This is a genomic window from Flavobacterium terrigena (assembly GCF_900108955.1).
GTDB lineage: Bacteria > Bacteroidota > Bacteroidia > Flavobacteriales > Flavobacteriaceae > Flavobacterium > Flavobacterium terrigena.
In genome coordinates, this window is record NZ_FNYA01000007.1 from 24,292 (window position 1) to 38,520 (window position 14,229).

General features: G+C 30.5%; 11 protein-coding genes. All 11 read right to left on the minus strand.

Features of this window, described 5'->3' with window-relative positions:
• Positions 1-95: 95 nt before the first annotated feature.
• Positions 96-1,145, minus strand: coding sequence for a tRNA preQ1(34) S-adenosylmethionine ribosyltransferase-isomerase QueA (queA, locus tag BMX42_RS11495; RefSeq protein ID WP_091314242.1), 1,050 nt, complete (start codon positions 1,143-1,145; stop codon positions 96-98).
• A 363-nt stretch (positions 1,146-1,508) separates the two neighbouring features.
• The gene (locus BMX42_RS11500; protein ID WP_091314246.1) at positions 1,509-2,795 is read right to left on the minus strand and encodes a citrate synthase; all 1,287 of its coding nucleotides are present in this window, start codon (positions 2,793-2,795) and stop codon (positions 1,509-1,511) included.
• 192 nt (positions 2,796-2,987) lie between these two features.
• Positions 2,988-5,879 (minus strand): DUF7619 domain-containing protein, encoded by a 2,892-nt coding sequence (locus tag BMX42_RS11505; protein WP_091314250.1) that lies wholly within the window; start codon positions 5,877-5,879, stop codon positions 2,988-2,990.
• Between the two features lie 13 nt (positions 5,880-5,892).
• A complete protein-coding gene (locus tag BMX42_RS11510) occupies positions 5,893-6,663 on the minus strand; it encodes a LytR/AlgR family response regulator transcription factor (protein ID WP_091314254.1) in 771 nt (256 codons plus the stop codon).
• Between the two features lies 1 nt (position 6,664).
• Positions 6,665-8,629 (minus strand): tetratricopeptide repeat-containing sensor histidine kinase, encoded by a 1,965-nt coding sequence (locus BMX42_RS11515; RefSeq protein ID WP_091314258.1) that lies wholly within the window; start codon positions 8,627-8,629, stop codon positions 6,665-6,667.
• 107 nt (positions 8,630-8,736) lie between these two features.
• A complete protein-coding gene (locus tag BMX42_RS11520; RefSeq protein ID WP_091314261.1) occupies positions 8,737-9,246 on the minus strand; it encodes a hypothetical protein in 510 nt (169 codons plus the stop codon).
• Between the two features lie 151 nt (positions 9,247-9,397).
• Positions 9,398-10,690, minus strand: coding sequence for a phosphopyruvate hydratase (gene eno / locus BMX42_RS11525; protein WP_091314265.1), 1,293 nt, complete (start codon positions 10,688-10,690; stop codon positions 9,398-9,400).
• A gap of 99 nt (positions 10,691-10,789) precedes the next feature.
• A complete protein-coding gene (gene carA / locus BMX42_RS11530; protein WP_091314268.1) occupies positions 10,790-11,899 on the minus strand; it encodes a glutamine-hydrolyzing carbamoyl-phosphate synthase small subunit in 1,110 nt (369 codons plus the stop codon).
• A 151-nt stretch (positions 11,900-12,050) separates the two neighbouring features.
• Positions 12,051-12,539, minus strand: coding sequence for a 50S ribosomal protein L17 (gene rplQ / locus BMX42_RS11535; RefSeq protein ID WP_091314271.1), 489 nt, complete (start codon positions 12,537-12,539; stop codon positions 12,051-12,053).
• A 62-nt stretch (positions 12,540-12,601) separates the two neighbouring features.
• Positions 12,602-13,594 (minus strand): DNA-directed RNA polymerase subunit alpha, encoded by a 993-nt coding sequence (locus BMX42_RS11540; protein WP_091314275.1) that lies wholly within the window; start codon positions 13,592-13,594, stop codon positions 12,602-12,604.
• A gap of 21 nt (positions 13,595-13,615) precedes the next feature.
• Entirely contained in the window at positions 13,616-14,221 is a 606-nt protein-coding gene (rpsD, locus tag BMX42_RS11545; RefSeq protein WP_091314278.1) for a 30S ribosomal protein S4, read from the minus strand.
• Between the last annotated feature and the right edge of the window lie 8 nt (positions 14,222-14,229).

The window sequence follows — 14,229 nt, forward strand, 5'->3', positions numbered from 1 at the left end:
TAAAAGTAGAAAAAAATTAAGACATAAAAAAACCCAACAAAATGTTAGGTTTAGTTATTATTGTTAAATCTGATCTCGTTAAAAAACGAGACAGATTATAGAATTAACATCGCATCTCCGTAAGAGTAGAAATTATATTTTTCTTTAATAGCAATATCATATGCTTTTTTCATTAAATCGTGACCACAAAATGCTGAAACCATCATTAATAAAGTCGATTTTGGTGTGTGGAAATTTGAAACCATCGCATCAGCTAAACTAAAATCGTATGGTGGATAAATGAATTTATTTGTCCAACCTGTATATGGATTTAAAGTTCTCATTGAAGAAACTGTACTTTCCATGGCACGCATTGAAGTAGTACCAATACAACATACTTTTCTTTTCTTAGCTCTTGCTCCGTTGATGATATCACATGCTTCTTGTGTTACTACCATTTCTTCAGAATCCATTTTATGCTTAGATAAATCTTCAACTTCAACTGGATTAAAAGTTCCTAAACCAACATGTAATGTTACTTCTGCAAAGTTGATTCCTTTAATTTCTAAACGTTTCATTAAATGTTTAGAGAAGTGTAAACCAGCAGTTGGAGCTGCAACAGCACCTTCTTCTTTTGCATAAATAGTTTGGTAACGCTCAGCATCTTCTGGAGTTACTTCACGGTTGATGAATTTAGGGATTGGAGTTTCTCCTAATTCGATTAATTTTTCTCTAAATTCTTCGTAAGAACCGTCATATAAAAAACGTAAAGTTCTACCACGAGAAGTTGTATTATCAATAACTTCAGCAACTAATGAATCGTCATCACCAAAGTATAATTTATTTCCAATTCTGATTTTACGAGCTGGATCTACTAAAACATCCCATAAACGTTGCTCAGCATTTAATTCTCTTAATAAGAAAACTTCAATTCTTGCTCCTGTTTTTTCTTTATTACCGTATAAACGTGCTGGAAAAACTTTCGTGTTATTTAACACCATTACATCTCCATCATCGAAATAATCGATAATATCTTTAAACATTTTATGTTCTATTTCACCCGTTTTTCTATGTACAACCATCAAACGAGATTCGTCTCTGTTTTCTGAAGGAAATTCTGCTAATAATTCTTCTGGCAAGTTAAACTGGAAGTGAGATAATTTCATATGTAGATTTTTATTGTTTTTTAATTGTCATATGGTATCGCTTTTTTTTAAAGGAGTTTGTTTGAAACAAACTTTCAGTTAACGGCGATTTCATATAAATATATTAAGATTAATGAATTAAGCATGAAGACAAAGCCATGCTTAAATCGATTGCAAATATACGATTGTGAGATAGGCGTTGTCAAGTAAAAACGTATTTATTTTCGAATAAGCCACAAGAACGGGATGTCGCGAAGTAATTTTTTGTGAATTATTTAAGAGATTTTACAAAAATGACTATAATCTTCAATTTATAAAGCTATAAGTCAATTAGGTTTTTGTTTAAAAAACAAAAAAAATCCCGATAAATCGGGATTAGTTTAATTATTTTCTGTCTTCAAATTTTACGAAGTCTCTTAAAGGATGACCTGTATAAACTTGTCTTGGACGACCGATTGGTTCTTTGTTCACACGCATTTCTTTCCATTGTGCAATCCAACCTGGAAGACGACCAATTGCGAATAATACGGTAAACATATCAGTAGGAATTCCTAATGCGCGGTAAATAATACCAGAATAGAAATCTACGTTTGGATATAATTTTCTTTCTACGAAATAAGGATCAACTAAAGCGGCTTCTTCTAATCTTTTTGCGATAGCTAAGATTGGATCGTTCACCCCTAATTCAGCTAAAACTTCATCAGCTGCTTTTTTGATGATTTTCGCTCTTGGATCGAAATTTTTGTATACTCTATGTCCGAATCCCATTAAACGGAATTCATCATTTTTATCTTTTGCTTTTGCTAAATATTTGTCTGCATCTCCACCATCTTTTTGGATAGCTTCTAACATTTCCAATACTGCTTGATTTGCACCACCGTGTAATGGCCCCCAAAGTGCAGAAACTCCTGCAGAGATTGAAGCAAATAAACCAGCATGAGAAGAACCCACCATACGAACTGTAGATGTAGAACAGTTTTGTTCGTGATCTGCGTGTAAGATGAATAATTTATCTAATGCAGCTACAACTACTGGATTTGTAGCATAAGGTCCTGTAGGCAATTTAAACATTAATTGCATAAAGTTTTCTACATAACCAATTGTGTTATCATAATAATTCAAAGGATAACCCATGCTTTTTCTGTACGTCCAAGTTGCTAAAACAAGGAATTTACCCATTGTTTTACAGATACCTTCATACATTTCTTTTTCATTTTCAACATTTAAAACTTTTGGATTAAATGCTGTAAGTGCACTTGTTAACGCTGACAAAACGCCCATTGGGTGAGCCGTTTTTGGAAAACCATCAATGATGTTTTTCATTTCTTCGTTAACTAAAGTATATTTACGAATATTTTTTTCGAAATCTGCTAATTGTTCTTTTGTAGGTAATTCACCAAAGATAACTAAGTAAGAAACTTCTAAAAAATCTGCTTTATCAGCTAAATCTTCAATTGAATAACCACGATATCTTAAAATTCCTTCTTCTCCATCTAGGAAAGTGATGTCACTTTTACAAACTCCAGAGTTTTTATATCCTGGATCGTAAGTTATTGCTCCTGTTAAATCTCTTAATTTACTAATATCAATAGCTGTTTCATTTTCGCTTCCAACCATAACAGGAAGTTCGAATTTATTGCCATCAATTTCTATAATTGCATTTTTCGACATGATAATATATATGTTTTTTGTAAGTATAATTATGTTTGTTGCGAATTTAATAATTAATTCTTGAATTTTAAAATTAATATATAGATAAATTGCACAATAGGTATATATAAAATCTATTATCCTCATTTAAAACAAAAACACCCTTACCAAAATGAATCAGCAAAGGTGTTTTAAAAATAAACCAAGTAAAAATTATTCTCTAATCACTTTTTGGAAATTAGCTCCTTTATCAGTGATTATTTTCAACAAATAAACTCCGTGATTATACCTTGACAAGTCAACAGTAGCGTTAACATCATTATAGAACCCCGTTTCCAACAATCTTCCTTGCACATCGTAAACATGAATATTTTTGATATTTGAAGTTGCAGAAACATTAATTTTATCTTTTGTAGGATTTGGAAAAAGAGCGATAGAATTATCCAAAACAAAATCACCACTAGCTAACGATTGGAAAACCGTAGATTCTAAATTGGTTTGAATTGGCGCATTATAATCGAAATATATTTTAGCATTTTTCACTACTAAATCTCCCGTTACAAGATTATTTTTAGATTTTACTTTCAATAAAATATTTCCATGTCCACCACTTGAAAGCGCAATGTTTTCAAAAATAATTTCTACTACATTACCCGTTACTTTTACATATGAATTGTGTGATGTATTTAATAATCGTAATGAATTTACATCGAAATCAGCAGCGTTAACATCAACTCTAACAACAATATTTTCAGCTTCATAATTTCCTGTATTCTCGAAATTTATAGCATAATGTAAATACTCACCAATTAGTGAAGGCGACACTACATTTCCTTCTAAACAAGAAATATCATTTGGATCGAAAGCTCCAACAACTGTTTGATTTAATAAAAAGGTATTATCAGAAGTTGATTCATCACCTGCCATTGGCAAAATTGAAGTTGTAAACTGTAAGCCATCACCAATATTAACAGGAGGCGTATCTGTTGGCGTATTAATACTAAATGTTACCAGAATACTTCTGTTTTCAAATGGTAATAAATTTGTGTAACTCCAAGACAAACCACCCGAATTGATACTTGTTGGTACCACAGAAGCTGACACATAATCCATTACATTTTCGTTATAGAAGAAATTAACTCCATAAGCTTGAGATAGCGTTTGATTTCCTTTATTTTTATATACAATTTTGTAAACTGCATCAAAACCTGGACGAGCTGGCACTACTGGAAATACTACAATTTCTAAATCTGGATGAGTTCCAACAGGTGAAATACAAAAATCTTGAGTTGTTACTGTATTATTACTTGTTCCAAATGCAATATTTGCTGAAGCTGGAGAAATAGAAAACCAATTTGTATTTTCCATATTAGGAGTTATTGCAAAACTACCAGCATCCGTATAAAACTTATAATTTCCTGAATTGTTCGTAAAAGTTGAACCTTGATTTATACCGTTAGTAATATCAATTTTAATATTAGGCTGTGGTAAATCTGTAACTTCACAACCATTTCCATTTCCATCATAAGTTATTGAACCTTCTATAGTATTGTAGTTTCCACCTGGATTGAAAGAACAATAAGAGTTTAGTACTGAATTTGGAGTTGCAGTAAAATCACTAAAAACATCATTATCTTCCACACAAATGAACTGTGGTGTGTTATTCATATTCGCTGAAAAAAAGCTTATATTAGAATTATAAAATCCGTTTTTTAAATTCACTACATTCAAATTCAAATTGTTATTTAAAGCAATATCTAATTCATTATCATTCGGTAAATTATTTGGTTCCGTTTGAAAGGCAACACTCGATAAATCTACATTTGTTAAGTTATTATTTTGAGCCTTTATTCTATATAATAACGGCAAATTAATTAATTGAAGATTCGTTAATTGATTAAAACCAATTTCTAATGTTCTAAAAAAGTTTTTATTGCTAATTTGAAAATTAGTTAAATTATTATACACCAAATAAAGAAATTCTATATTATTGTTATTGTTAAAATTCACTGAACTCAATTGATTATTTCTCGCTTGAACACTTTCCAACTTAGCACAATCATTAGTATTCAAATTTGTCAACATATTATAACTACAATCAAGTATTTTTAGAGAAGATGCATTAGACAAATTTAAAGATGTCATATTATTGTAGGAACAATAAAAATTTTCTAACTTTTCAAAAACCCCAATACTAATAGAATTTAATTGATTATACTTACAATTCAACAAAACTAAATTCTTAAAATATTCTAATCCTTGTAAGCTCTGAATACCACCATTTGAAGACGAACTAAAACCACTTATATTTAAATGAACAATTTCATTTGCTTCTGAAAACTGTATTTCACCATCTAAATTTGTATCTATTTTTGTATATATATTCCAAGTTGCAGTACTATTTGGATTTACATTAGAGGCCATTGAATTGCTCTCATTTGCAGCTAGTAGTTTAGCCTTCAAGTTTTGATCTGTAAAATTTATTATTCCATCTGTTTCAACATAAAGTTTAAACCTTTCTACCGAAGCACAATTATAATATACAACATCTGGTCTTGCATATATATATTGAGGATTACTTGTATTCGTATAAGCCGTTGGGTTTAAAATTGGATTTACATTATTATTTGCATCAGATTCCGTTAGAAAATAAGAAAACGTTATATTTAAACCATTTGCCTGAAAAGAACTCGTTAAATTGAATACCGCTACGTTATCATTAGGAGTTTCATAAACCGTTAAATCTTTAAAAATAAAATTACTAGAAGTAAGTGTTGGAATCAAATACAAATATGTAAATCCAAAATTTTGGAGATTTTGATTTTCAAAAACTCTAACTTGAACATAACCTGGAGTACCCTTCACATAGTTAGTCGGGTTTTGAATTGAATTGACTGCATTTAAACAATCATCATAATCTTCGTAATAAGAAACCGAATATTGTGCCGGATCTAAACTTCCAAGAATTTCAGAATTTTTCGATGTTAAATCAAAAACGCCAAGATTTCCACTATTACAAGAACTCAAATCTGTAGGCTGATTTATTGTCAATTGCGCATTGGCAAACAAAGAAAACAGTAGTAGTAAATAGATAATTTTTTTCATAATTGTATTTTTTTTAGTTGTTTAGTTGTTTGGTTAGTATATTTTGTAATCGTTCTTTTTTTCTTTGCGAAATGGGTAAATGCGAATCGTCTTGCATTATAACATAACCGCCATCTTTTTTGATATAAGATTTCAAATAATTTAAATTAATTAAATGCGATTGGTGAATGCGTTCAAAACCATGTTCTGACAATAATTCTTCATATTCTTTTAAGGTTTTTGATATTAATACGGGTTTCGCATTTTTAATAAAAAACTTAGTATAATTATCTTCACTTTCACATCTTATAATATCGTTAACTTCAAACAGATGTATTCCATCAGAATTAGACAAAGCAATTCGTTTAAAATTATCTACTTTTTTTCTAATGTTTTCAAGTAGTAAATCGATATGCGAAAAACTATTATTCTTTTCAATCTCGGCATTAATCTTCGCTATTACTTTTTGTAAATCATCTGGATCAACAGGTTTTAGTAAAAAATCTAATGCACTAAATCGGAATGCTTTAATAGCGTATTGTTCGTGAGCCGTTATAAAAACAATATTGGTTTTAATTTCTCCATTCTTTTGTTTTAGTTTTTCTAGAATATCAAAACCAGTACCATCATTTAACTGAATATCTAAAAAAACAACTTGTGGCATTAGTGCATTAAGAATTTCATAGCCCGATTCTACGCTATCCGCTTCGCCCATAATTTTAATATTTGGCGCAAATCTTTCAAGCAAGGCTTTCATACCAATTCTTAAATTTTCATCATCGTCAATTAATACAGCTGTAATCATTTTAAATACTATTTATATATTGTAATGGCAATTGCAAAATTACTTTTGTTCCTGAAACCTCATTATTTTCATTAACTTCTTCAATTTTTATAGATGCACGTTTAGCGGTTGACGACGCAATTCTTTCTAAACGTTTCTTTATAATATCAATTGCCATTGATTTATGTGCCAAAACTGAATTTTCTTTATTTATTTTAGATTGATTAATTCCAATTCCATTATCTTGAATGGTGCATAAAAGCGATTCGTTTTGAATGGAGAAAGAAATAGAAATTTTCCCTTTATCTTTTTTAGGAATAACACCGTGAATAATGGCATTTTCAACAAAAGGCTGCAATAAAAGCGGCGGCAAAACCACATCGTCTTCAATGTCTTTACTTTTAACTATGGAGAAAATAAATTTATCATTAAAACGCAATTGTTCTAATTCTAGATAATTTTGCAAACTTTCTATTTCTTTATCGATTGGAATTAGTGATTCTTTCGAATATTCTAATGTTAATCGCATTAACTTTGAAAATTTCGCCAAGTATTTTATGGCAGAATCGGTTCCGTTTTGAACAATAAAGCTAGAAATCGAACCCAAACAATTGAATACAAAATGCGGATTCATTTGTAAGTGCAAGGCTTTTTGTTCGTATTCGGCTAATTCTTTTTGCAGCGTTAATGTTTTCTTTAGTTGATTTCTATTGTAGATTAGAAAAACGATTCCGAAAAGCAACAGTAAAATCAAAACTATAAAACCAGCTTTTAATTTGAAATTTTTAGTTTCTTCTTTTAATATTAATTCCTTTTTTTCGTTTTCTTCTTTTTGAACTAATTCTTTTTTATCAAATTCGTAGTTCATTGATAGTTCAACCGACTTTCTAATATTTTCTTCATTAATTAAACTGTCTTTAGTTGAAGTATATTTTTGCAGATAATTAAATGCTAAAGAGGTATTTCCTTTTTTACTATAAATATCACTTAACATTTTTTGACATTTCATTACTAACTCCAAAACATTTAATTCTGTTCCTAATTGCAATGATTTATTGATATTTAATAAGGCTTGATCGAAGTTATTCGCATCGTAATACAATTCTCCCAAATAGAAATAAGTATCAGACTTTCCGAATTTATCATCAATTTCACTAAACGCTTCAAGTGCTTTTTCCCAACTTTGGATTGCTTCAGTATTCTTTTTCTGCTTTTTAAAGAAAAGTCCTTTATTGTTATACCATTCACCTAAAGCGCGAGGATTTGGATATTTTTCTAAACTTGTTTTCGCTAAGTTATAATACGATTGCGCTTTGTCGGTATTGTTTTGATTTAAATAAATATTAGCGATATTGGTTTGAGTAATGGCAATATTCTCGTCTTTTAACGACAATTGAATTTTTTCTGCTTTACTAAAAAACTCCAATGCTTTAAAATCAGATTTTTCCGATTTATAAATCACACCAATGTTATTATATAATTTTGAGCAACGTAAATAATCTTTAAGTTTCTCGTAAATCTTAACCGATTTTAAGTAATAATGTAAAGCTTTAGAATAATTACTTTGTTCAGATAAAACGATTCCGATACTTCCATACGCTTTGGCCAAACCTAAATCGATATCTTTTTGGGTATTTGGAGTTGGAATTTCTTTTTCAAAAAGTTCTTGTGCCTTTTGAAAATGATCTAAAGCAAGTTTATAATCGCCTTCAATAATTTTTGAATTTCCAATATTTAAAAGTGCATTTCCTTCTGCAACTTTGAAATTTATTTTTTTGGCTAGTACTAATGCTTCATTTCCATAAAAAAACATTTTTTTAGCATCACTAACTTTATAATTATCAGATAATAAATTTAAAGTCGTTACTTTATCAATATCATTATTTGTTTTCTTAAGCTCAAGTAACAAACTATCAATTGTTTTATTTTGAGCAAATAAAGTAACTGAAGTAAAAAGTAAAAGGTAAATGATAGTAGTTTTTCTCATCTTAAATTTATTGTGAAACAAATATAAGATATCCTTTAAGAAAATATTTACTAAATGAGTATTCGGCGGGTTACAATTAGAATTTGAAGAAATAAGAAATTTTGCAATTATTTTATTTTTTTAGAAAAATCAACTTCGCCATTTAAAGCTTTAGTTTGTTTATAAAATTCTATACCTAAAAGATGCCAAACAACAACTCCGTTTACATTATAGTTTAGCTTAGAATTATCTTCCGATAGATTAGTTTCAATAGAAATAGTTTCCCATCTTGTACCACTTTCAAAACCAAATCTGTGAACTTCAGAATCAGTAATTGAAAATCTATTTTCTTTAGAATTAAATTCACTGCGAATTTTTAAATCGAATGAATTTGCAAATGTCTCTTCAATAGTAAAATGACTAACGTCATATGCCTGTTTTAAAACTTTCTCTTTAACATTTACAAAGCCATCAACATTCTTCCTATTATAATTCAAAATAGATAAAATTCCTAAAACAAAAATTCCAGATGCAAAATAACTAACATTATCTTTAATCAACTTGAATGCTCTAACACAGACATAGAAAAAATAAAATAATAGAATAATATTAAAAGCACCCCAAATTATTTGAAACATGATATCGTTTTTTTATGAAGCGTAAATTTAAGTTGAAAATTCTTATAAATAATTAAGAAAGACAAAAAAAACACCTGATAAGTATTAAAACCTATCAGGTGCATTATAAATTTATAACATTCTGAAACAAGTCCGGAATAACAAATATGTTTTACTTCACTTTAAAGGCATTTGCACCTGGAAAGTAAGCTACTTCGTTTAATTCTTCTTCAATACGTAATAATTGATTGTATTTTGCCATACGATCTGAACGAGAAGCTGAACCAGTTTTAATTTGTCCGCAGTTTAATGCGACAGCTAAATCAGCAATAGTATTATCTTCTGTTTCTCCAGAACGGTGAGACATTACTGAAGTATAACCTGCATTATGTGCCATATTTACCGCTGCAATCGTTTCAGATAAAGTTCCGATTTGGTTTACTTTAATTAAGATTGAGTTTGCAATTCCTTCGTTAATTCCACGAGATAATCTATCTACGTTTGTTACGAATAAATCGTCACCCACTAATTGTACTTTGTTTCCGATTTTCTCAGTTAAGTATTTCCAACCTTTCCAATCGTCTTCGTACATTCCGTCTTCGATAGAAATAATTGGGTATTTTGCTGTTAATTCAGCTAAATAATCTGCTTGTTCTTCTGAAGTTCTGATTTTTCCACCAGCACCTTCAAATTTAGAATAATCGTATTTTCCGTCTACATAAAATTCCGAAGCAGCACAATCTAAAGCAATCATGATATCATCACCAAAAGTGTAACCTGCATTCGTAACAGCCAATTTTATAGAATCTAACGCATCTTCAGTTCCACCAGCTAAGTTTGGTGCAAAACCACCTTCATCACCTACAGCAGTAGATAAATTACGATCGTGTAATACTTTTTTCAAGTTATGGAAAATTTCAGTTCCCATTTGCATTGCATGAGTAAAAGAAGTGGCTTTTACAGGCATAATCATAAATTCTTGAAACGCAATTGGCGCATCTGAATGTGAACCTCCATTGATAATATTCATCATTGGAACTGGTAATGTATTCGCAGAAACTCCACCAACATAACGATATAAAGGCATTCCTAATTCGTTAGCAGCCGCTTTCGCAACAGCTAAAGAAACCCCTAAAATTGCATTAGCTCCTAAGTTAGATTTATTTGGCGTGCCATCTAACTCAATCATCATTTTATCGATAGCATTTTGCTCGAAAACAGACATTCCAACTAATTCTGAAGCAATAGTAGAATTTACATTTTCAACCGCTTTTAAAACACCTTTACCCATGAAGGCTTTTCCACCATCACGTAATTCAACAGCTTCATGTTCTCCAGTTGAAGCTCCAGATGGAACTGCTGCTCTACCTAAAATGCCGTTTTCTGTAATTACATCAACTTCAACTGTTGGATTTCCTCTTGAATCTAATATTTGTCTTGCGTGAACTTTAATTATTATGCTCATATTTTATATTTTTAATTATCTCTATTATCTTTTTTAACAAAGTTAAATATATTTATTTTTAATGTCTGATTTAGCTTAAAACTTATAAACTGTAATGTTCTAGTTTTTTGAAGTTTTTATATTTTCAATAAATTCATCAAATAAATAGCTAGAATCGTGTGGTCCTGGACTTGCTTCTGGGTGATATTGCACTGAAAAACAATTTTTAGATTTCATTCTCATTCCTGCAACTGTTCCATCATTTAAATGTACGTGGGTTAATTCGAAATCTGGATGACTTTCTAATTGTTCTTTATTTACAGCAAATCCATGGTTTTGAGAAGTAATTTCACCTTTACCAGTTACTAAATTTTTAACAGGGTGATTGATTCCTCTGTGTCCGTTGAACATTTTGTATGTAGAAATTCCGTTTGCTAAAGCAATTACTTGGTGTCCTAAACAAATTCCAAATAAAGGTTTATTTTCTGCTAAAATATTTCTTGCTACTTCTTGAGCAGAAAATAATGGATCTGGGTCACCAGGTCCGTTTGATAAGAAATACCCATCAGGATTGAAAGCTTTCATATCTTCGAAAGTGGCATTGAAAGGATATACTTTGATGTAGCAATCGCGTTTTGCTAAGTTTCTTAAGATATTCGTTTTTATACCTAAATCTAAAGCAGCGATTTTATATGTTGCATTTTCATTTCCGAAGAAATAAGGTTCTTTAGTTGAAACTACCGAAGCTAAATCAAGACCTTCCATATCTGGAGCTTGGTTCAATTTAATTTTCAAATCTTCAACAGAAGTACCATCTGTAGAAATAATCGCGTTCATCGCTCCATTATCTCTAATATAACTTACTAATGCACGTGTATCAACATCAGAAATCACTATTAGATTTTGTCTTTCAAAATACTCATATAAACTTTCAGAAGCATCTTCACGAGAAAAATTCATACTGAAGTTTTTACATACTAATCCAGAAATTTTCACACCATCTGATTCTACTTCATTTGTGTTTACACCATAGTTTCCAATATGTGCATTGGTAGTCACCATAATTTGTCCGTAATATGACGGATCAGTAAATATTTCTTGATAACCAGTTGTTCCTGTATTAAAGGCAATTTCACCAAAAGTTGTTCCTGAAATTCCAATTGATTTCCCATGGAAAATAGTTCCATCTTTTAGAAGAAGAATAGCTTGTTGTTTGTCGTTGTATTTCATTAGTTGTTGTAGTTTTTAAATAAGAAGTAAAACAAGACTTCTTATTAATTGTATTTTTGATTTTGCAAAATTACGTTATAGTAATTATAAAAAAAAAGGATAAACAAAAATTTGTTTATCCTTTTTTATATTTAAATCAATTGATTCATAATTATTCAGCAGCATCTGTAGTATCAGTTGACTCAGCAGCTGGAGCTTCTCCAGTTGTTTCATCAGCCTTTTTAGACTTACCTCTACGAGTAGACGCTTTTTTAACTTCTTTTTTAGCAGTTGAATAAATTGTGTTGAAATCTACTAATTCAATCATAGCCATATCAGCGTTATCCCCTAAACGGTTTCCTAACTTGATGATACGAGTATAACCTCCTGGACGATCTCCAACTTTGTCAGCTACTTCTCTGAACAATTCAGTAACAGCATACTTACTTCTTAAGTAAGAAAAACAAATACGTCTGTTGTGAGTTGTATCTTCTTTTGATTTTGTTACTAGCGGCTCAATAAATTGTTTTAAAGCTTTAGCTTTAGCAACAGTTGTATTGATACGTTTGTGCTCAATAAGTGAACATGCCATGTTAGCAAGCATTGCTTTTCTATGACCTGTTTGTCTACTTAAATGATTGAATTTTTTTCCGTGTCTCATGACATTTTTATTTTAAACTTCATCTTGCATCAATCCGCTATGGAGAGCAAAATATGAAGCAATTATTCTTTATCTAACTTGTATTTTGCTAAGTCCATTCCGAAAGTAAGGTTTTTATTCGCCACTAACTCATCTAATTCAGTTAATGATTTTTTACCGAAGTTACGGAACTTCATTAAGTCGTTTTTATTGAAAGAAACTAAGTCTCCAAGTGTATCAACTTCAGCAGCTTTTAAGCAATTTAAAGCTCTTACTGATAAGTCCATATCAACTAATTTAGTTTTCAATAGTTGTCTCATGTGTAATGATTCCTCATCGTAAGACTCAGTTTGAGCAATTTCATCAGCCTCAAGAGTGATTCTTTCGTCAGAAAACAACATAAAATGATGAATCAACGTTTTAGCAGCTTCTGTCAATGCATCTTTTGGATTAATTGAACCGTCAGTCTTAATTTCGAAAACTAATTTTTCGTAATCTGTTTTTTGTTCAACACGGAAGTTTTCAATTGAATACTTCACATTTTTTACAGGCGTATAAATAGAGTCTGTAAAAATTGTTCCAATAGGAGCATTTGGTTTTTTATTTTCTTCAGCAGGAACATATCCTCTACCCTTTTCGATAGAAAGTTCCATGTTGATAGTTGTTTTGCTATCTAAGTTACAAATTACTAAGTCTGGGTTTAAAACTTGAAAACCAGAAATAAATTTTTGGAAATCACCAGCTGTAATTTGATCTTTACCAGAAAGTGAGATTGAAACTGATTCGTTATCAATATCTTCAATTTGACGTTTAAAACGCACTTGTTTAAGATTTAAGATAATTTCAGTTACATCTTCTACTACACCAGAAATTGTTGAAAATTCATGTTCAACCCCTTCGATTCTTACAGATGTAATAGCAAAACCTTCTAATGCAGAAAGTAGAACTCTTCTTAAAGCGTTACCAACTGTTAATCCATAACCAGGTTCTAAAGGTCTAAATTCGAATTTACCTTCAAAATCGGTAGAATCGATCATGATAACTTTATCGGGCTTTTGAAAATTAAATATTGCCATATCTTCGACTAATGTCAATTATTATTTGTTATACAACTCTACGATTAGTTGCTCTTTAATATTTTCTGGTATTTGAAGTCTTTGAGGAACTGTTACAAACGTACCTTGTTTAGTATCGTTGTTAAAAGTAATCCACTCATATACAGAAGAATTGTTTGCTAAAGAACGTTCAATAGCTTCAAGAGATTTAGATTTTTCACGAACTGCAACTACATCACCTGGTTTTAAGTGGTAAGATGGTACATTTACCAATTCACCATTTACAGTAACGTGTCTGTGAGAAACGATTTGACGCGCACCTCTACGAGTAGGAGCAATTCCCATTCTGTAAACTACGTTGTCTAAACGAGCTTCACAAAGTTGTAACAAGATTTCACCTGTTACACCTGAAGCAGCAGATGCTTTTTCAAATAAATTTCTGAATTGACGCTCTAAAATACCATAAGTATATTTAGCTTTTTGCTTTTCCATTAACTGGACAGCATATTCAGATTTTTTTCCTCTTCTTTTTGCCAAACCATGTTGACCAGGAGGATAATTTCTTCTTTCGAATGCTTTATCTTCTCCGAAAATTGCTTCACCAAACTTACGGGCGATTCTTGTTTTTGGACCAGTATATCTTGCCATTTTACAAA